This is a genomic window from Mesorhizobium sanjuanii, assembly GCF_002529485.1.
Lineage (GTDB): Bacteria > Pseudomonadota > Alphaproteobacteria > Rhizobiales > Rhizobiaceae > Mesorhizobium > Mesorhizobium sanjuanii.
This window is the reverse complement of the sequence record NZ_NWQG01000203.1, coordinates 1-19,355: the sequence shown is the minus strand read 5'-3', so window position 1 is coordinate 19,355 and position 19,355 is coordinate 1. Positions and strand designations below refer to the sequence as shown.

Genomic DNA, 19,355 nt, shown 5'->3' with positions numbered 1-19,355 from the left:
TTTCCCGCGTCTTTGGCTTCGGCCGCCGCCCTTTCGAATCGCTGTCGGAACAGGAGATCCTGGCGCTCGCCATTTCGTCGGAAGAAGATGACGGGCGCATCTACCGTGCCTATGCTGACGGGCTGGCGGAAAGCTTTCCGCAATCGGCCAAGATGTTCGAGGAGATGGCGCGGGAGGAAGACGGCCATCGCGATGCGCTGATCGAGCTTCATCGCAAACGTTTCGGCGAGCGCATTCCGCTGATCCGGCGCGAGCATGTGAAGGGCTATTATGAGCGCAAGCCCGACTGGCTGGTGAGGCCGCTCGGCATCGCGGCCGTGCGCCAGCAGGCCGAGGCGATGGAACGGCAGGCGTATTTGTTTTACGTCGAAGCGGCAAAACGCACCAGCGATGCCTCGACCCGGAAATTGCTCGACGATCTGGCGTTGGCCGAACAGGGCCACGAGACACTGGCGCAGCGGCTCGAACAGACGCATGTGCCGGGCGCGGTGAAGGACGAGGAAGCCGCGGCCGAACAGCGCCAGTTCATCCTGACCTATGTGCAACCGGGGCTGGCCGGGCTGATGGACGGATCGGTGTCGACGCTGGCGCCGATCTTCGCCGCCGCCTTTGCCACGCACGATACATTTCAGACTTTCCTGGTCGGGCTTGCCGCCTCCATCGGCGCCGGCATATCGATGGGCTTCACCGAGGTGGCCTCGGACGACGGCAAGCTTTCGGGCCGCGGCTCGCCGGTCAAACGCGGCATCACCACCGGATTGATGACGGCGCTTGGTGGCCTCGGCCACGCCTTGCCCTACCTGATCCCCTATTTCTGGACCGCAACCGCGGTTGCCGCCGTGGTGGTGTTCTTTGAATTGTGGGCCATTGCCTTCGTGCAGAACCGCTACATGCAGACGCCATTCTGGCGCGCCGCGTTCCAGGTGGTCTTGGGCGGCGCGCTGGTGTTCGCGGCAGGCGTGCTGATCGGGAATGCGTAGCCAGCCACTCACCCATGCAACGCCCGGCTGTCCACCGGCGCTTCGGCGCGTTCGGTCAGGCCGTAGTCGCGCAGGACATGGGCGATGCGCAGCCGGTAGCCGGCAAAGATACCGCCGCGCCCGGCTTTCTGTGCCTGGCGGTGCTCCTCGGTGTTGCGCCAGGCTTTCACTGCGTCCTCGTCGCGCCAGAACGACAGCGACAGGATCTTGTCCGGATCGACAAGGCTCTGGAAGCGCTCGATCGAGATGAAGCCGTCCATGCCGTCGAGCAGCGGCCTCAGTTCGGCGGCGATGCCGAGATAGGCATCGCGCTTGCCTGCCGCCGGCTCGACCTCGAAGATGACGGCGATCATGACTTGATCAGCTTTGCGTGCGGGCCGGAGGCGAGCTTAAGGAACATGCGATCCTCCTTCAGGATGAATTTCTCACGCCGGGCGAATTCATAGTTTGCCTTGCCGGCCGGGTCGGCGGCAAGCCTGGCGCGGTAGGCTTCGTAGGCGGCGAGGCTGTCGATATTGTAGGCGGCGTAAGCGGTGGTGGCCGAGCCTTCATGCGGCGCGAAATAGCCGATCAGGTCGGCACCGCAGCGCGGAATGGCCTGGCCCCAGTTGCGAGCATATTCCTCGAACGCCACCTTGCCGAACGGGTCGATCTCGTAGCGGATGAAGCAGGTGATGGTCATTTCTTGCCTCCCTGGGCAGGTGGATGTCGCGTGCATTGACAGTTCGATCGAGGTCGAAACGTCCTGCGGATCGATGTGCTAGGCAATCCCTTGGCCGGTCATCCCTGCCAGAAGGATTTCGCGCATTCGCGGCGCACGTCTTCTCGTGTCAGGCCGAGATCGCGCAGCAGGTGTTCGTCGATCTCGGCGAGGTCGAGGCGCTGCAAATGGCGATCGTACCAGCGCGCCACCAACCGCAAGCGCAGCCGGCGCAGGAACGGGAACAGCAGACGACCGGAAAGGGTGACGGCTGAAGGGGGTGAAGCGGTTGTTGCGGTCATCGTCGTCTCCTTGATCTCCCCGGAGAATAATGGTTATCTGACAAGAATGCTTCGATGAGGAACGAACTATGCGTGAAGGCCCCGACATAGCCCGCATCGCCAGCCTGGTCGGCGATCCGGCGCGGGCAAACATGCTCTCCGCGCTGATGGGCGGCACGGCATTGACGGCGAGCGAACTGGCGCTGGAGGCCGGCGTGTCGCTGCCGACTGCCTCCTCGCATCTGTCGAAACTGATGGAGGGCGGATTGCTGACTTTGGCGAGCCAGGGGCGGCACCGCTATTACGGTCTTGCCGGGCCGCAGGTGGCCGGCATGATCGAGGCCATCACCGGCGTGGCGGAAGCCGTTGGCCCAAAGCGGGTGCGGCCGGGACCGCGCGACGCGGCCATGCGCGTGGCGCGGGTCTGCTACGATCACCTTGCCGGCGAACAGGCGGTGGCGATGCTGGACCGCCTCGTCGACAGGAATATCCTGCTGCGCGAGGACAAGGAGATCAGGCTCGGGCCGGCAGCCGCGTCACATTTCGCCGCGATCGGCATCGATGTCTGCACCAAACCACGACGGCCGGTGTGCCGCGCCTGCCTCGACTGGAGCGTGCGGCGCTCGCATCTGGCCGGTACGCTGGGCGCCGCCATCCTCGACAAGATCCTCACTGAGAAATGGGCGAGGCGGGAGAAGGACAGCCGTGCGGTGGTGTTTTCGCCGATGGGAAGGCAGGCTTTCGAGAAGGTATTTCTGGCGTAGTTTGCGGGGCGCGCGCCCCACCTTCGTCATCCTGAGGCGAAGTAGGAGCGAAGCTCGTCGCGAAGACCCCAGGAAGACGAAATCGTGGAGGATCAGCCCCGTTTCAGCACCTTGCCCATCTTGAAAAAATCCTTCCACGGATCGGCTTCACCGAGTCGCTTCAGCGTCGTCTTGTCGCCAATGGGAAAGGCGTTCGGCGCCAGTCCCTTCTCGATCTCCGGCCAGGTCACCGGCATCGATACCGTCGCGCCCTTCTTGGCGCGCGACGAATAGGGCGCCACCGTGGTCGAGCCGCGGCCATTGCGCAGATAGTCGACGAAGATTTTTCCGGTGCGCGCCTTCTTCGACAGCGTCGCGGTGTAGCGGTCGGGGGCGGCCTGCTCGAGCGCGCGGGCGAAATCGTGAGCGAAGGTCTTCACCTCGTCCCAATCCGCCGACGGTTTCAGCGGCACGACGACGTGGTAACCCTTGCCGCCGGATGTCTTGACGAAATTCGGCAGCGACAACTCGTCGAGCTGGCCGTGGATTTCGAGGGCCGCCGCGCGCACCGCCTTGACGTCGACGCCTTCGTCGGGATCGAGGTCGAAGACGATCTGGTCCGGCTTTTCCAGCTCGTCTGTTGTGCAGCCCCAGATGTGGATCTCGACCACGCCGTACTGGACCAAAGCAGCGACGCCATCAAAATCCCTGACGAACAATATCTCTTCGCCGTCCGTCGGATCCTTCATCCTGGCGATCTTGTCATGCATGCCGGCCGAGGCATGCTTCTGGAAGAAGCGCTGGCCGCCAATGCCGTCCGGCGCCCGCACCAGGCTGAGCGGACGGTTGACAATGAATTGCCGCATGCGCGGCCAGACCAGAGCGTAGTGCTCGAGCAGACCCTGCTTCGATATCTTTTCATCCGGCCACAAAAGCTTGTCCGGATGGGAGAGCTTTACGATGGTTTTCGCCGCCGCTGCGGATTTCGCGGCGGCGGCAGGCTTTGTCTTCTCTGCCTTGTCCTTGGTCGCTGCCTTGCCTGTCGATGCTTTCGGCTTTTCCTGCACGACTTCCTCCGCCGGCTTGTCCTCGCGCAATCCCTGGAACGAGGCATGGCGTATTATACGGTCCGAGGTCCAGCTGCGGAACTCCACTTCGCCGACCAGCTTCGGCTTCACCCAAGTCAGTCCCTTGCCCTTCGGCACGGCGGCAGCGAAGGGCGAGGCATCAGCCTTCAGCGCATCGAGTTTCTTCTTCAGATCCGCGGCGGTTTTGACCGAAAAGCCAGTGCCGACGCGGCCGGCATAGTGCAGCTTGCCGCGCTCGTGATAGCCGACCAGCAGCGAGCGCAGGCCGCGTCCGGTCTTGTCCGACGGCAGATAGCCGCCGATGACGAATTCCTGGCGCAAGGTGCATTTCGACTTCACCCAGGTGAGGCCACGGCCGCTGCGATAGGGCGCGTCGGCACGCTTGGAGACGATGCCTTCCAGCCCCATGCGGCAGGCGTGCTGCAGCATGACCTTGCCGGGCTCGGCGAAATGATCGCTGAAGCGGACCGCCGGATTGTCAGGCTGCTTGCCGAGCAATTCCAGCAAGGCCTGCTTGCGCTCGACCAGCGGCTCGGCGCGTAGATCTTGCCCGTCAAGCCGCATCAGATCGAAGACGTAGTAGAGAAACCGGTCGGTGCGGCGCGCCGATAGATCCGCCTGCAGCAGCGCGAAGGAAGAAACGCCGCTGTCGGCGAGCACGACGATCTCGCCGTCGATGATGGCGTCGGTGCATTTCAGGCGGCCAAGTTCCGCGACGATCTCGCCGCCGAATTTCCCGGTCCAGTCGAGACCGGTGCGGGTCAAGAGCCGCACCTCGGTGCCGGCAAGCTGCGCCTGTATGCGATAGCCGTCGAACTTCACCTCGTGCAGCCATTCCTCGCCGGCCGGGGCATCCCTTTCCAGTGTCGCCAGGCATGGCTCGATGAAGGCGAACCGCGTCGCTGCCTTGGCCTTTTTGCCGGCCGCCGGCTTGTTGGAATGCCAGACCTTCGGCTTCCTGCCGTCGACGGTCTTGCCTTCCGCGACCTCTTCGATCGTCAGGCCCGACTTCACCGATTGCGGTGCCTCTTCAAGGATGTCCTCGCCGGGACGTGCCGCGGCATCGTCGGACTTGATCAGCAGCCAGTTGTCGCGCTTTTCGCCCGAACGCGGCTTCAGCCGCACCAGATGCCACAGGCCATGCAGTTTGTGGCCCTCAAGCTCGAAGCTGATATGGCCCTTCTTCATCGCCTTGGCCGGGTCGCTCTCCGGCGTCCAGGTGCCCTCATCCCAGACGATGACGGTGCCGCCGCCATATTCGCCCTTGGGAATGGTCCCTTCAAAAGGCGCATAGTCGATCGGGTGATCCTCGACATGCACGGCCAGCCGCTTCTCACGCGGGTCGAGGCTCGGGCCGCGCGTCACCGCCCAGCTCCACAGCACGCCGTCGTGTTCGAGGCGAAGGTCATAGTGCAGCCTTGTGGCGGCATGCTTGTGGATGACGAAAATGCCGCCGGCCTGGCCTTTCCCGTCGCGCGCGACCTTGCCGGCCGGCTCCGCCGTCTTCTTGAAATCGCGCTTGGCGTTATATTGTTCGAGCCCTGCCATGCCGAAATCCTACGCCGATTTGCGCCGGGCGGCGGCTTTCGGTTTCGCGCGTTTGGCCTGCGGCTTGGCTTTTGCCGGCGGCTTTGCTTCTTCGCCCGAAGACAGGCTCTTCTTCAGAGCATCGAAAAGATTGACGACATTTGACGGCTTCGGCGTTGCCTTGGCTTTCGGCGCCTTCTTGCCGGCCTTCTTGGCGCGGATCAGTTCGAGCAGCGCATCCTCGTATCTGTCGTCGAATTTCGTGGGATCGAATTTCGCCCGCTTCTTGTCGATGATGTGCTCGGCCAAGTCGATCATCTCGCCGTCGGTCTTCGTCGCCTTGATATCGCCGAAGACGCTGTCGGGCTGGCGCACGGTGTCTCCGTACCGCAAGGTGGTCAGCACCATGCCCTTGCCGAGCGGCTCGACGACCACCGGGCGTTCCCGGTTGTAGAGCACGAGGCGGGCCAGCCCTGCCTTCTTCTCCGCGGCCATGGCGTCGCGGATGACGGCGAAGGCCTCCTCCGACACTTTGTCGGCCGGCGCGACATAATAGGGCGTGTCGAGATAGATCTGCTGGATCGAGGACTTTTCGATGAAACCATCGAGGCTCATCGTGTGCGAGGATTCGATCTGTACCGCCTCGATCTCATCCTCCTCGATGTGGATGAACTCGCCGCTGCCAACCTCGTAGCCCTTGATCTCGTCGCCCTCTTCCAGCGGCTTGCCGCTCTCGGCATCGACATAGAGGCGCTTGACCGTATTGCCGGTCTTGCGATTGAGGATGCGGAAGGAAACCTTTTCGGTATGGGTGACGACATTGGTCAGTTCGATGGCGCAGGTCACCAGTGAAAGCTTCAGATAGCCTTTCCAGGCTGGGCGCGGCGCCATGACGAACTCCCTCTGCGATGTCGGTTCCACCGAGAACGGGCGACACCCGATCCCGGTTCCCCACCGCGAAAGTGAGGCCCGCGCTTCTCCGCGCCGGCCTCACCTTGCCAAATCCACTATTCGGCGGCTTGCAGGTTGATCTTGCTTTCCGCCATTTCGGTGAGCTTGCGGTCGGTCGCCTGCTCTTCCTTCAGATTCTTGGCCAGCACATTGGCGCAGTCGCTGCGGCCGAGTTGCTTGGCCCAGGCGATCAGCGTGCCGTAGCGGGTCATCTCATAGTGCTCGACGGCCTGCGCCGAGGCGATCAAGGCGGCGTCGAGAACCTCCTTGTCATCGATGTCGCCGCTGACTTCGTCGGCTTCCTCGAGAATGCCATCAATGGCCGGGCAGTTGATGGTCTTGGCCTTCACGCCATGCAATTCAAAGACCTGCTCGACGCGCTCGATGTGGCCCTTGGTCTGCTCGAGATGCTTCTCGAAGCCAGCCTTCAACTGCGGATCGGTCGCCTTGTCGATCATCTTCGGCAAGGATTTCTCGATCTGCTTTTCGGCATAATAGATGTCGCGCAGCGTGTGTACGAACAGGTCGTCCAGTGTCTTGATGTCTTTCGAAAAGAAGCCCATGGCTTTTGCCTTCCATTGCTCTTGCTGTGTGAGATCCGGCGGCAGCTCCGGTCGGAAGCTACGCCTGCGGGGCCGGCTCGTTCCGGCTTGTTCGATCAACGTGCCGACACCGGACGGGTTCCTGGCTTTCCCTGCGCACGCACGGAAATTTCGCGAGGCGGTCGGCGGTTGAAACAGAACCGCGCTTAAGCGACATCCAAACGAAACATATGTGATGCAAAAGTCACAGTGGGCGAAATGCCGACAAACCGCATGGAAAGACCCCGAATCAGCCGCATTCCGGCCACGAACCAAGGCATTTCGGACCAAAAATTAACATCACGTTCACCGACTATTCACGCCTCGACGCTATGATGCCCGCAATTCGGAAGGGACATCCGAAACAGGGACAGGGAAAGGGAAAATGAACTTCTTGACGCACCTTATCGGCTATGCCGCCGCCATCCGCGAATTCGTCGCGCCTACCTATCGGCCGGAGCGCTACTACATGCGCGGCCCCGGCCCGGCTTGCGCCCGTCGCGGCAACTCGCTTGGCATCAGCGCGCACTGATGATGACCTTCGAAAGCCGTCATGACAGCCGGATCTGCAGGCCGGCCGCAAACCATCGCGCAACCACCTACCGCGTCGAGCGCCCCGCGCTGGCCGACAGAAGGCGCGCAACAACGCCAGGACTTTAACGACGCCATCGGCTGGCTTAGTGTCGTGAGACGCCAGCAGCCGGGGCCCGCATGACCGACCTGCCCGAACCGACCCATCCTTCCCAACCACCATCCCCGGACGCAAACCCGCCGCTGATCGTTTTCGACGGCGTCTGCGTGCTTTGCTCAGGCTTCGTGCGCGCGGTGGTCAGGCTCGACCGCGAGCGCCGCTTCCGTTTCGCCACGGCGCAGTCGCCGCTCGGCGAGGCGCTGTTCAAAAAACATGGGCTGCGGACGGACAGCTACGAGACCAATCTGGTCCTCATCGATGGCGCCGCCTTCACCAGGCTGGAGAGTTTCGTTGCCGTCATGGCCGAACTGGGCTGGCCGTGGCGGGCGGCGAGAGTGCTGCTCATCCTGCCGCGGCCACTACGCGACTGGCTCTACGATCGCATCGCAAAAAACCGCTATGCCTTGTTTGGCAGGAAGGACAGTTGCGAAATTCCTTCGGCCGAGCTGAGAGGACGGCTGATCGGCTGACGTCCGATCCATGCAGGGTTTCCATCAGGCCCGGCATGGCGGGCGCAGCCGGAACCGTCGTTCGCTATCGCGGCTGGTTCGAACCGTCCTGGGCACACGGCTCCAGCACAATCGCCCCGCCGGCCGCCTTGCCAAGCTCGCGGCAGCCCTGAACCGTGCACAGCGTCCAGCCGCCGCCGGTCGCACCGGAGGCGGCGAGGACGACCCGGGGCTGGATGCCGACCTTTGGCACATAGGTCCACCAGCCGTCTCTCAGCACCGCGCCTTGCGGCGGCTCCATGCCGGCACCAGATCCTTGTATCCGCGCCTCGATGACCTCCAGGCCGGACGGCGTCACCGTCCAATCTTCCTGCCAACCGGTCTTTTCCACCGAATGCGTCCAGGACAGCGTGAAGGCAGTGACAGCCAGAGTCACCGTCTTGCCGGCGGCCAGGATGCAGAGGTTCATGATGGCGATCGGTGCACGACCGTCATGTTACGGGTTCGATACCAGTGAACCCCGAGCAGCAGCAGCGCCAGCGCGAAACCGGTTTCGTCGGTCATGGGCAATGCGGCGACCAGCAGGAAGGCAGCGGCGGCAGCGGCGAGTCGCTCCCAGATCGCCAGCCGCATGCGCAGAAAGCCGATCACCGCGGCGCCCCACAGTCCGATCGCCAGCACCGCCTTGAGAACGATATAGGTGACCGCCGGCCAGTAGCCTATGGCCGTGGCCATGGCGCCGCCATCCTGCAGCATCAGGGCCGGCGTGTAGACCGCCATGAACGGCACCACGAAGCCGGCGGCGGCGACCTTTATCGCCTCGAAGGATATCTTCAGTCCGCTTTCCCTGGCGATCGGCGCGGCGGCGAAGCAAGCCAGCGCCACCGGCGGCGTCAGGTCCGCCAATATTCCAAAATAGAACACGAACATGTGGCCGACCAGCAGCGGCACGCCAAGCTGAAGCAGCGCCGGTCCCGCTATCGATGCGGTGATGATGTAATTTGGAATGGTCGGAATGCCCATGCCCAGCACAATGCAGGTCACCATCGTCAGGAGCAGCGACAGGAACAGGCTGGACTGGCCGATCGAGACGATGAAGGCGCCGAAGGTGGTGGCGACACCGGTCAGCGTCATGGTGCCGACGATGACGCCGACCACGGCGCAGGCGATGCCTACGGGCAAAGCCGTGCGGGCGCCCTCGGCAAGCGAATCGCGACAGGCAACAAGCGTGTCGCGGCCACCGGAGACGAAGAGGTTGGCGCCGATCAGCACGGCGGCCGCGACAAGGATGGCGCCAATGCCGATCTTGAAGAAGCTGGCTGCGACAAGGCCGAGGCCGATCCAGAAAATGACGCGCAGCACCGCCGACGGAAGCCCGAGCGCCACCGACCCGCCAAGGATCAGAAGCACCGTCATGGCAAGGCCGATGGTGCCGGCGTATAGCGGCGTATAGCCGGAAAACAGCAGATAGATGAGAACGCCGAGCGGCAGAACCAGATACCAGCCCTGGCGAAACGCCTTCAGCGGGGATGGTAGTTCCGCGCGCGACAGCCCGAGGAGATCGTATTTGCCGGCTTCCAGATGCACCATCCAGAAGGCGGAGGCAAAATACAGGAGCGCGGGGATGATCGCCGCCTTGACGACCTCATAATATTCGACGCCCAGCGTCTCGGCCATGATGAAGGCGACCGCCCCCATCACCGGCGGCATGATCTGGCCGCCCATGGAGGCGGTTGCCTCGACGCCACCGGCAAAGGCGGCGCGGTAGCCGAAGCGCTTCATCAAGGGAATGGTGAACTGGCCCGTCGTGACCACATTGGCGACGCCCGATCCTGAAATCGTGCCCATCAGGCCGGACGCGATGACCGCCACCTTGGCGGCACCGCCGCGCGCATGGCCGACGAAGCCCAGCGAGACATCGGTGAACAGCTTGATCATCCCGGCGCGCTCGAGAAACGAACCGAACAGGATGAACAGGAAGATGTAGGTGGCCGAAACATAGATCGGGATGCCGTAGATGCCCTCCGTGCCGTAGGCCATCTGGTCGATCACCTGCGAAAAATCATAGCCGCGATGGTTGAGCGGAGACGGCAGGTGCTGGCCGAACAGCGCATAGAGCAGGAAGCATCCCGAGATGATCGGCAATGCCGGCCCCATCATTGCGTAGGCCGCGGCAAAGACGGTGGCGAGCGCGATGACGCCGAAGACGAGATCCGTCGTGTTAAGGTCGCCGGCGCGCAGGATCAGCGGCTGATACTCGATATATTGATAGGCGGCGACCGCGACGCCGGCAAAGGCCAGCGCCCAGGCAATCGCCTTGCCGGCCGCCCCGCGATTGCGCGCCGATGCGACGAGCGGGAAGGCCAGCAGCATCAGGAAGCCGACATGCGTGGCGCGCAGCACCTGGCTGGGAATGCTGAGTATGTGGGCGGCCGTGGCGATCTGGAACAGCGAAAAGGCGATGGCGATCCAGAACAACAGGCGGCCTTCCCGCGTTTGTGCGAAACCGCCTCCGGTCGGGTCGTGGAATTCGTCCACGACAGCCGCCTGCGTCTCGGTGCCGGTGGTCATATGAACCATGGACTTGCGCCTTCACTGAACCGAGAGCCGGCCAGCCGCTCCTCGCTCCTCAAGGCTGCCGTCACATCAGGCCCTTCTCCTTGTAGTAGCGCGCGGCGCCCGGATGCAGCGGCACCGGCAGTCCCTTGATCGCGTCCTCGAGCTTGATCGCCTTGGCGGCATTGTGCGCAGCAACCATCTGGTCGAGGTGCTCGAACAATTGCTTGGTCATCTGATAGGCCTCGTCGTCCGACAGATCGGAGCGGGTCACCAGGATGTTGGTGATGGCCAGTGTCGGAACGTCCTCCTTCTGGCCCTGGTAGGTGCCGGAAGGGATGGTCGCGGCCTGGAAGGGCGCGCCCAGTTTCTGGGCGACTTCAGCTGGCACCGCCACCACGGTGATCGGCACCGACGACGCAAGATCCTTGATCGATGCGACGCCAAGTCCGGCCGACTGCAGCGTTGCGTCGAGCTGGCGGTTCTTGATCAGCTCGACCGACTCGCCGAAGGGCAGATATTCGGTCCGCGACAGGTCGTCATAGCTCATGCCCAGCGCACCGAAAATGGCGCGCGCGTTGAGTTCGGTCCCGGATTTCGGCGCGCCGACCGACAGGCTCTTGCCTTTCATATCGGCGAACGATTTGATGCCGGACTCCTGGCTGGCGACAATCTGGACATAGTTGGGATAGATGGCCGCGATCGCCCGCAGCTTGTCGAGTTTTTGCGGGAAGCCGGCCTCTGCATCCCCCTCCGCGGCGGCCTTGACCGAATCCCCCAGCGCGAAAGCGATTTCGCCCTTGCCCTGTTGCAGGAGGTTCAAATTCTCGACGGAAGCCTTTGTCGCCTGCACCTGGGTGCGAACACCCGGAATGTTCTTGCCGTAAATTTCCGAAAGCGCGACGCCGAGCGGATAATAGACGCCGGAAGTGCCGCCGGTCAGCACGTTGATGAACTCGTCGGCACGCGCCTCGCCGGCGCCGAGCGCGCACGCCATCATGCCGACCGCTACGAGCTTCGTCCTGAAATTGAACATCATGACTTCCTCCCTGAAACATCTGCGCCGCGCCACGGCACGAACGGCGCGAGTTTAGACAGTGATCGCGAAATGCCAACCCGCAATTGCATGCATTAGAGCGACGTGCGTCCACTTGGACGCACAAAGTACGCTCTAACACTTTGACTCTATGCATCGTGCTTTCCGAAAATCGATTCGATTTTCGGGCCGATGCATTAGACCAACGGTTGAGGAATGCGGCGAGAGATGCCGCCTTGCACCAGAAGCCGCCCGGGTCGAAGGATTTTTTGTAGCACCTGTCGAAATCGGGTGGGGACGCGCGACATAGGTTCGGCCAGCAACGGAGCGGCCTTCGAGAAAACGGGAGAAGACCCATGCGATACATGCTTTTGATTTACGTCAACGAAGCCGCGATGGCGGCAGCGCCGACCGACAGGACCTACGAGATCAGCGCGGCCTATGGCGCCTATACCGAGGCGTTGAAGAAGTCCGGTGCCTGGCTTGCCGGCGACCGGCTGAAGCCGACCCAGGCCGCCACTTCGGTGCGCATGGCCAACGGCAAGACCAATGTGCTCGACGGTCCCTATGCCGACACCAAGGAGCAACTCGCCGGCTTCTACATGATCGAGGCTGAGGACGCCGATGCCGCGATCGCCTGGGCGGCGCGCTGCCCCGCCGCCAGCACGGGCACTGTCGAGCTGCGGCCGATCTGGGAACAGACCATGTGATGGACAGTCGCCCGGAGATCGCGCGGGCGGCGGCCGAGGCGGCCGCCCGGCAGAGTTACGGCAAGCTTGTTGCCTTCCTCGCCGCCCGCACGCGCGACGTGGCCGGCGTGGAGGATGCGCTGGCGGACGCATTCGCGGCGGCGCTCGAACGCTGGCCGCGAACCGGCGTGCCGGAGAAGCCGCAAGCCTGGCTGCTTGCGGTGGCGCGTCGACGTCGGGTCGACGCGGTCAGGCGACGGCTGACCGGCGAGGCGGCGCGAGACCACCTCAGGCTGATCGCCGAGGAGATGGAGGCGCGCATGACCGATGAGGACCTGCCCGATGAGCGGCTCAGGCTGATGTTTGCTTGCGCCCATCCGGCGATCGAGGCGGGCGTGCGCGCGCCGCTGATCCTGCAGACCATCCTGGGCTTCGATGCGGCAACGATCGCCTCGGCATTCCTGGTGTCGCCGGCGACGATGGGCCAGCGCCTGGTGCGTGCCAAGGCCCGCATCCGCGAGACCGGCATTCCCTTCCGCGTGCCTGAGAGGGCCGAGTTCGGCGAGCGTTTGGACGCGGTGCTGGAGGCGATCTACGCGACCTTTGCCGAGGGCTGGTCCGACCCCGCCGGCACCGAGACACAGCGCCGAAACCTCGCGACCGAAGGCATCTGGCTCGGCCGGCTGGTGGCCTCGCTGATGCCGGATGAGCCGGAAGCGCTCGGCCTGCTGGCGCTGATGCTGTTTGCCGAGGCGCGACGGGCGGCCCGGCGTAATGCCGAAGGTGACTTCGTGCCACTGGCCGAGCAGGATTTACTGCTCTGGGACGGCGCTCTGATCGATGAAGCCGAAACGCTGCTCCGGCGCGCCGCGAGCATGGGCATGGTCGGCCGTTACCAGCTCGAAGCGGCTGTACAATCCGCCCATGCGGCGCGACGGCTGACCGATCGCACCGACTGGCTGGCGATCCGCGAACTCTACGACGCGTTGCTTTCGATCGCAGGCTCGCCGGTGGTGGCGATCAACCGCGCGGTGGCGATTGCCGAGGCCGAGGGAGCGGCAGCGGGATTGGCAGCCCTCTACGTGCTGGGCGACGACAAGCGGCTTGCCGACTACCAGCCCTATTGGGCCGCACGCGCCGGACTGCTGGCCAGGCTCGGCGAAAAAAGGCGAGCAGCCGAGGCCTATGACCGGGCGATCGGACTGGAGCGCGATCCGGCCGTGCGGCGGTTCCTGCAAGGGAAGCGGAAAGACCTCGACGCGAGCTGACGAAGAGAAGCCTACGCCCCCAGCCCTTCGAACAGGATGGTCGACAGATAGCGTTCGGCGAAGGACGGGATGACGACAACCAGGGTCTTACCCTTGTTTTCCGGCCGCGAGCCGACGGCGATCGCCGCCTGCAGGGCGGCGCCCGACGAGATGCCGACCGGCACGCCCTCGAGGCGGGCGACGAGGCGGGCATTGGCGACCGAATCCTCGTTCGAGACCTTGACGATCTCGTCATAGACCGTGGTGTCGAGGATCTTTGGCGCAAAGCCGGCGCCGATGCCCTGGATCTTGTGCGGACCGGGCTGGCCGCCCGACAGCACCGGCGAGGCTTCCGGCTCGACGGCGACGACATGCACCGAGGGCTTGCGCTTCTTCAACACCTGACCGACACCGGTGATGGTGCCGCCGGTGCCGATGCCGGCGACGAAGATGTCGACCTCGCCATGGGTGTCGTTCCAGATTTCCTCGGCCGTGGTCTGGCGGTGGATTTCGGGATTGGCGGGATTCTCGAATTGCTGCGGGATGACCGCGTCGGGCAAGGTCGCGGCCAGCTCGTCGGCCTTGGCGATGGCGCCCTTCATGCCCTTCGGCCCTTCGGTCAGCACCAGCTCGGCGCCGAGCAGCGCCAGCATCTTGCGGCGTTCGACCGACATCGTTTCCGGCATGGTCAGGATCAGCTTGTAACCCTTGGCGGCGGCGGCGAAGGCGAGCGCGATGCCGGTGTTGCCGGAGGTCGGCTCGATCAGCGTGGTGCGGCCGGGCGCGATCTTGCCCGAGGCCTCCAGCGCCTCGATCATGGCGACGCCGATGCGGTCCTTGACCGAGGCGATCGGGTTGAAGAATTCGAGCTTGGCGAGCAGGTTGGCGACGACGCCCTTTTCCCTGGCGAATTTGTCGAGCCGCACCAGCGGCGTGTCGCCGATCGTCTCGGTGATCGAATTGAAGACGCGGCCGCGGCCGGGCACGCGGGCGGGGGTGACGGGCTTGTTCATTGGTTTCGCTCCCAGATCAGGCAATTGGCATCAGTCGACAGAATAGGACTTTCAACCGCGCAAGATAGGCTGCGGTTCGAAAATATCCGAGTGGGGCACATGCTGAAAACAGTTGCGCCTCGGAATACCATTTCCGGGATCTGCCTCCATTCGGAATGGTTTGGCGTCAAGAGCCCTACTGGCGGGCGGCAATCGCCGCCGCCGCGCCAACCATAAAACCGGCGGCGGTGCGGTTCAGGGCTTTAAGCGCGCGCGGCGACTTCAGGAACCAGCGCGCCTTGGCCGCCAGCGCCAGATAGGGCACCAGCACCACCAGGAGCACGACCACGGTGAGTGCGACGAGGATGCCGTAGTCGGCCAGCGTGATGGTCTTCAGATCGACGATGGTCGGGGTGATGGCGAGGTAGAAGATCATTGTCTTCGGATTGCCGAGGGTGACGGCAAGGCCGGCGATGAAGCTCGACGCCAGCCCGCCCTTGCCCTTCTTGGCCTCCACCGTCTCGGGCGTGATGCCGCTCGTCCAGAAACGCCAGCCAAGGAAGGCAAGATAGGCAACGCCGAACCATTTGATCGCCAGGAACACCATGCCGAAGGTCTGCGCGACGAAAGCGAGGCCGAGCACCACGGCGGTGAGATAGATGAGATCGGCGAGCATCAGCCCGAACGACATCGCCAGCGACGAGCGGAAGCCGGAGCCGAGCGCACGCGCCACCAGCGCGGTGACGCCGGGACCGGGAATGGCGGCGGCGATGCCGAGGGCAGCGCTGTAGGCGAGAAATCCGGTGAGGGTCATGGTTCGGTCCCAGATCAGAATGCCTTGTGGCATGGAACCGAACGGGAATGAATTCCCTGAGAGCCGGATTCGATTGCACCAGCGGTGCAAACCGCCGATCAAGACCGGTGGGCGTCGTAAGTCACGCGCCAGATGGTGCCGTTGCCGTCCTCGGTGACGATCAGCGCGCCATCCTTCGCCACCGCGACGCCGACCGGGCGGCCCCAGACTTCGTCGTCGGAGACAACGAAACCGGTCATGAAATCCTCATACTCGCCGGTCGGCTTGCCATCCCTGAACTTCAGCCGGACGACCTTGTAGCCGGTCCTGACGCCGCGGTTCCACGAACCGTGCAGGGCAACGAAAGCATCCCCCTGATAGTCCCGCGGAAAGCTCTTGCCGTCATAAAAGACTATGTTGAGCGGCGCCGAATGCGCCTGCATCAGCACGTCGGGAACGATGGCCTTGCCGGCGAGGTCGGGGCGCTCACCCTTGCGGCGCGGATCCTCGTTGTTGCCGATATAGTACCAGGGCCAGCCGTAGAAGCCGCCTTCCCTTATGGTTGTTGCAAATTCGAACGGCACGTTGTCGCCCAGCGAGTCGCGCTCGTTGACGACGCACCACAAGGCGCCCGTCGCCGGCTGGATTGTCATGCCCGCGCAGTTGCGCAGGCCGGTGGCCACGACCCGCCTGTTCTTGCCGTCCGGATCGAAGGCCAGCACGTCGGCGCGGCCATCCTCCATGCCCCAGGCCGCGCCCAGCGGCTTCGACTTCACCCAGGCGTCGAGGCCACCTTCCGGTTCCTTCCCCATGCCTTCCTCGCCCACATTGGAGTAGGAGCCGACCGAGAAATAGAGCGTCTTGCCGTCCGGCGAGAAGGCGATGTCGCGGGTCCAGTGGCTCTTCCTGGGAATGTTATCGACGATGGTCTCCGGCTCACCTCGGGCTTTCAGGTCACCATTATGATAGGCAAAGCGCACGACGCCGCTGCTGTTGGCGATATAGACCCACTGCGGATTGTCGCCCGGGGGATAAAAGGCAATGCCATAGGGGCGGGTGAGATTATTGGCGAAGATCGCCTTCTCGGCGGGTCTCGCGCTGCCTTCGGCGAGGCGATAGAGGCGTATCTGGTTGTCATTGCTGTTGGCGACGAACAGGTCGCCATTCGGGGCGACGCGGACAACGCGCGGATTGATGATGCCGGAGGTGATCATTTCCGCCGAAAAGCCCGGCGGCAGGATCGGCTTGGCTTCTTCAGGCCGCTGCGCCACGCCGGGGCTGTTCGAGGCGGATTCGGTAATGAAGGGCGCCGGCAGGTCCTCGGGTCGAATCAAGCGGCGCACCCCCGGCCGGTCGGCATGCCAATCGCCGAAGGCGGCTTCGCCTTTCAGCTGCGGCGCAGCCGTCTCCTGAGCAAAAGCGGCTGTCGCAACAAGCAGGACGCCGCCCACAAGACCGGCAAATCGGATCATCCTGCCCTCCAGCGTCAAAATCGCGCTTGCCCGTCGCCTTACATCCCTGCCGCGTAAAAATCATCGTCAAGGCGCTTTTCCAGCGTGACGAGGTCATCCGGCAATGGCAGGCCCATGGCGCGCATTTCCCTCAGCTTTTCGCGCAGCTGCTCCTGGATCTCATGCTGGTCCTCGGGCTGATTGACCATTTCTTCCAGCAGCAGGCTGATCTGGGCCTTGAATGATTCCAGCGCCATTGTTTTCTCCTTACCGCAGCATCCGGGAAATAAGCTGCGCCGTATAGTCGACCATCGGTACTATGCGCGCATAGTTCAGCCGGGTCGGGCCGATCACGCCAAGCGCACCGATGACGCGAGCGTCCTTGTCGCGATAGGGCGCCACGACCAGCGACGAGCCCGACAGCGAAAACAGCTTGTTTTCCGAGCCGATGAAGATGCGAACGCCCGGCCCGTCCTCGGCGAGGTCGAGCAGCTGGATCAGCCCGTCCTGTGTCTCCAGATCCTCGAACAAGTGCCTGAGCAGCTCGATGTCGGCCTGGGCGGTGACGTTTTCCAGGAGATTGGCGCGGCCGCGCACGATGAGCCGCGCCGGCAGGCCGCTTTCAGCACCCGCCCACACCGCCAGGCCCTTCTCGACCAGATCCTGCGACAGCGTGTCGAGGGCGGCTCTCGTCTCTTCCTTGATGCGGGCGATCTCGATGCGCGCCTCGGCCAGCGTGCGGCCGCGGATATGGGCGTTGAGGAAGTTCGAGGCCTCATGCAATTGCGAGATGGTGATGCCGGCGGGCAGGTCGACGACGCGGTTTTCGACATCGCCGTTCTGCGACACGAGCACGGCCAGCGCCTTGGTCGGCTCGAGCTGGATGAATTCGATGTGCTTCAGCGCCACTTCGTTCTTGGCGGCGAGCACGAGGCCTGCCCCGCGCGACATGCCGGACAGCATCTGGCTGGCTTCGGTCAGCATATGCTCCAGCGTCGCGCCCGAGCCGGACGCACGCACCTGCGCCTCGATGATGCGGCGCTCCTCGTCGGAGAGGTCGCCAAGCTCCATGAAGGCATCGACGAAGAAACGCAGGCCCGCCTGCGTCGGCAGCCGGCCGGCCGAGATATGCGGCGCATAGATCAGGCCGAGATGCTCGAGATCGCTCATCACGTTGCGGATGGTGGCCGGCGACAGCGACGACGGCAGGATGCGCGACAGGCTGCGCGAGCCTACCGGTTCGCCGTCCCTGAGATAGGAATCGACAATGCGCCGAAAGATGTCGCGCGAGCGCATGTCAAGCGATTGGAGCGCTGGTGACTGAAGCGTGGACTGCGACGCGGGATCGATTGCCTTGGTCATTCGGGCCAAAAACCTCCAATATCAAGGATATAGAGTTCGGCGGTGTCTGCGCAACCCGGTTGCGCCAGCGAGACCCAGTCCATTTTCCTTTGCGCCCTGCGCGCCGTGCGGTTACAAGCCGGCCACGATTCCGGAAATAACAGAAAGAAGCCCCGAATGCGCCCTTCCAAACGCCAACCCGACGAAATGCGCGCGATCTCCTTCGAGCGCGGCGTTTCCAAGCACGCGGAAGGCTCGTGCCTGGTGAAATTCGGCGACACGCATGTCTTGTGCACGGCCAGCCTCGAGGAGAAGGTGCCGGGTTGGATGCGCAATTCCGGTAAGGGCTGGGTAACTGCGGAATACGGCATGCTGCCGCGTTCGACCGGCGAGCGCATGCGCCGCGAGGCTTCGGCCGGCAAGCAAGGTGGCCGCACGCTGGAAATCCAGCGGCTGATCGGCCGTTCGCTGCGCGCCGTGGTCGATCTGCAGGCGCTGGGCGAGCAGCAGATCACCGTCGACTGCGACGTGATCCAGGCCGATGGCGGCACGCGCACCGCCTCGATCACCGGCGGCTGGGTGGCGCTTTACGACTGCCTGCGCTGGATGGAAGCTCGACAGATGGCCAGCGTCGCCAAGGTGCTGAAGGACCATGTCGCGGCGATCTCCTGCGGCATTCATGACGGCCAGCCGGTCATCGACCTCGACTATATCGAGGATTCCTCGGCCGGCACCGACGCCAATTTCGTCATGACCGGCAAGGGCGGCATCGTCGAGATCCAGGGCACGGCCGAGGGTGAGCCCTTCTCGGAAGAGCAGTTCGCAGCGCTGATGGGACTGGCCAAGAAAGGCATCCAGCGCCTGGTCAGCCTGCAGCAGATGGCCGTGGCGTAGCCAGGGTTTTGTCATGACCCCGACCGCAATCCTCGAATCGTCCCTCTACGTGACCGATCTCGGCGCTGCGGAATCCTTCTATCGCGATGTCCTCGGCCTCGATCTCCTCGGCAAGGTCGACGGTCGCCATCTCTTCTTCCGCTGCGGTGACGGCGTGCTGCTCATCTTCAATGCGGAGGCAACGAAAGTGCCACCGGCGCCCGACGCCCGGCTGAAAGTGCCGCCGCATGGCACGGTCGGCGAAGGCCATCTCTGCTTTGCCGCAAGCGCCGACGAAATCGTCCGCTGGAAGGCGCATCTCGAGGCGAAAGAAATCGCCATCGAAAGCGAGTTCGAATGGCCGCAAGGCGGCCGCTCGATCTATA

Annotated in this window: 22 protein-coding genes; 8 read left to right on the top strand and 14 right to left on the bottom strand. The window is 63.8% G+C overall.

Going from position 1 to position 19,355, the window contains the following annotated elements; genetic code table 11:
* Positions 1-980: iron exporter MbfA (gene mbfA, locus CN311_RS26350; protein WP_097576584.1), on the top strand; the 980-nt coding region annotated here is incomplete at its 5' end.
* Between the two features lie 8 nt (positions 981-988).
* Here mbfA and CN311_RS26345 read toward each other — a convergent pair.
* From CN311_RS26345 to CN311_RS26335, 3 genes are all read right to left on the bottom strand, one after another.
* Complete coding sequence (locus tag CN311_RS26345; protein ID WP_097576583.1) at positions 989-1,333, bottom strand: antibiotic biosynthesis monooxygenase family protein; 345 nt, start codon at positions 1,331-1,333, stop codon at positions 989-991.
* Positions 1,330-1,662 (bottom strand): NIPSNAP family protein, encoded by a 333-nt coding sequence (locus CN311_RS26340; protein WP_097576582.1) that lies wholly within the window; start codon positions 1,660-1,662, stop codon positions 1,330-1,332. The genes CN311_RS26345 and CN311_RS26340 overlap by 4 nt, the downstream gene beginning before the upstream one ends.
* A 98-nt stretch (positions 1,663-1,760) precedes the next feature.
* The gene (locus tag CN311_RS26335; RefSeq protein WP_097576581.1) at positions 1,761-1,982 is read right to left on the bottom strand and encodes a DUF1127 domain-containing protein; all 222 of its coding nucleotides are present in this window, start codon (positions 1,980-1,982) and stop codon (positions 1,761-1,763) included.
* A gap of 68 nt (positions 1,983-2,050) precedes the next feature.
* Here CN311_RS26335 and CN311_RS26330 point away from each other — a divergent pair, with 68 nt between their 5' ends.
* On the top strand, positions 2,051-2,725 hold the full coding sequence (locus tag CN311_RS26330; protein WP_097576580.1) for an ArsR/SmtB family transcription factor: 675 nt from the start codon (positions 2,051-2,053) through the stop codon (positions 2,723-2,725).
* Positions 2,726-2,817: 92 nt separating this feature from the next.
* Here the strand turns inward: CN311_RS26330 and ligD are convergent, their stop codons facing one another.
* The 3 genes from ligD to CN311_RS26315 form a co-directional block, all read right to left on the bottom strand.
* The gene (gene ligD, locus CN311_RS26325) at positions 2,818-5,340 is read right to left on the bottom strand and encodes a DNA ligase D (protein ID WP_097576579.1); all 2,523 of its coding nucleotides are present in this window, start codon (positions 5,338-5,340) and stop codon (positions 2,818-2,820) included.
* A gap of 9 nt (positions 5,341-5,349) precedes the next feature.
* On the bottom strand, positions 5,350-6,210 hold the full coding sequence (ku, locus tag CN311_RS26320) for a non-homologous end joining protein Ku (protein WP_097576578.1): 861 nt from the start codon (positions 6,208-6,210) through the stop codon (positions 5,350-5,352).
* 116 nt (positions 6,211-6,326) lie between these two features.
* Positions 6,327-6,833 (bottom strand): YciE/YciF ferroxidase family protein, encoded by a 507-nt coding sequence (locus tag CN311_RS26315; RefSeq protein ID WP_097576577.1) that lies wholly within the window; start codon positions 6,831-6,833, stop codon positions 6,327-6,329.
* 403 nt (positions 6,834-7,236) lie between these two features.
* Here CN311_RS26315 and CN311_RS26310 point away from each other — a divergent pair, with 403 nt between their 5' ends.
* Entirely contained in the window at positions 7,237-7,383 is a 147-nt protein-coding gene (locus tag CN311_RS26310) for a hypothetical protein (RefSeq protein ID WP_097576576.1), read from the top strand.
* 179 nt (positions 7,384-7,562) lie between these two features.
* Positions 7,563-8,012, top strand: a complete 450-nt coding sequence (locus tag CN311_RS26305; RefSeq protein WP_097576575.1) for a thiol-disulfide oxidoreductase DCC family protein — start codon at positions 7,563-7,565, stop codon at positions 8,010-8,012.
* A 64-nt stretch (positions 8,013-8,076) separates the two neighbouring features.
* Here the strand turns inward: CN311_RS26305 and CN311_RS26300 are convergent, their stop codons facing one another.
* The 3 genes from CN311_RS26300 to CN311_RS26290 form a co-directional block, all read right to left on the bottom strand.
* A complete protein-coding gene (locus CN311_RS26300) occupies positions 8,077-8,460 on the bottom strand; it encodes a DUF1850 domain-containing protein (RefSeq protein ID WP_097576574.1) in 384 nt (127 codons plus the stop codon).
* Positions 8,457-10,571, bottom strand: coding sequence for a TRAP transporter permease (locus tag CN311_RS26295; protein WP_425351099.1), 2,115 nt, complete (start codon positions 10,569-10,571; stop codon positions 8,457-8,459). The genes CN311_RS26300 and CN311_RS26295 overlap by 4 nt, the downstream gene beginning before the upstream one ends.
* Before the next feature lie 61 nt (positions 10,572-10,632).
* Positions 10,633-11,583, bottom strand: coding sequence for a TAXI family TRAP transporter solute-binding subunit (locus CN311_RS26290; protein ID WP_097576586.1), 951 nt, complete (start codon positions 11,581-11,583; stop codon positions 10,633-10,635).
* A gap of 356 nt (positions 11,584-11,939) precedes the next feature.
* On the opposite strand from CN311_RS26290, the gene CN311_RS26285 reads away from it, so the two are divergent.
* Positions 11,940-12,293 carry a YciI family protein gene (locus CN311_RS26285; protein WP_097576572.1) on the top strand — a complete coding sequence of 118 codons (354 nt, stop codon included), beginning with the start codon at positions 11,940-11,942 and terminating at the stop codon, positions 12,291-12,293.
* The gene (locus CN311_RS26280) at positions 12,293-13,540 is read left to right on the top strand and encodes an RNA polymerase sigma factor (protein ID WP_097576571.1); all 1,248 of its coding nucleotides are present in this window, start codon (positions 12,293-12,295) and stop codon (positions 13,538-13,540) included. Before CN311_RS26285 ends, CN311_RS26280 begins: the two co-directional genes overlap by 1 nt.
* Before the next feature lie 11 nt (positions 13,541-13,551).
* Here CN311_RS26280 and cysK read toward each other — a convergent pair whose 3' ends face one another.
* From cysK to hrcA, 5 genes are all read right to left on the bottom strand, one after another.
* A complete protein-coding gene (gene cysK, locus CN311_RS26275) occupies positions 13,552-14,532 on the bottom strand; it encodes a cysteine synthase A (protein ID WP_097576570.1) in 981 nt (326 codons plus the stop codon).
* Positions 14,533-14,707: 175 nt separating this feature from the next.
* The gene (locus tag CN311_RS26270; protein WP_097576585.1) at positions 14,708-15,325 is read right to left on the bottom strand and encodes a LysE family translocator; all 618 of its coding nucleotides are present in this window, start codon (positions 15,323-15,325) and stop codon (positions 14,708-14,710) included.
* 98 nt (positions 15,326-15,423) lie between these two features.
* Positions 15,424-16,776: a PQQ-dependent sugar dehydrogenase gene (locus CN311_RS26265; protein ID WP_097576569.1), complete on the bottom strand. Its 1,353-nt coding sequence runs from the start codon at positions 16,774-16,776 to the stop codon at positions 15,424-15,426.
* 38 nt (positions 16,777-16,814) lie between these two features.
* Entirely contained in the window at positions 16,815-17,012 is a 198-nt protein-coding gene (locus CN311_RS26260; protein ID WP_097576568.1) for a hypothetical protein, read from the bottom strand.
* 10 nt (positions 17,013-17,022) lie between these two features.
* Positions 17,023-18,117 (bottom strand): heat-inducible transcriptional repressor HrcA, encoded by a 1,095-nt coding sequence (gene hrcA, locus CN311_RS26255; RefSeq protein ID WP_097576567.1) that lies wholly within the window; start codon positions 18,115-18,117, stop codon positions 17,023-17,025.
* Between the two features lie 156 nt (positions 18,118-18,273).
* Here hrcA and rph point away from each other — a divergent pair, with 156 nt between their 5' ends.
* Complete coding sequence (gene rph, locus CN311_RS26250; protein ID WP_097576566.1) at positions 18,274-18,990, top strand: ribonuclease PH; 717 nt, start codon at positions 18,274-18,276, stop codon at positions 18,988-18,990.
* A 13-nt stretch (positions 18,991-19,003) separates the two neighbouring features.
* The coding region (locus tag CN311_RS26245) for a VOC family protein (protein ID WP_097576565.1) at positions 19,004-19,355 on the top strand (352 nt) is incomplete at its 3' end.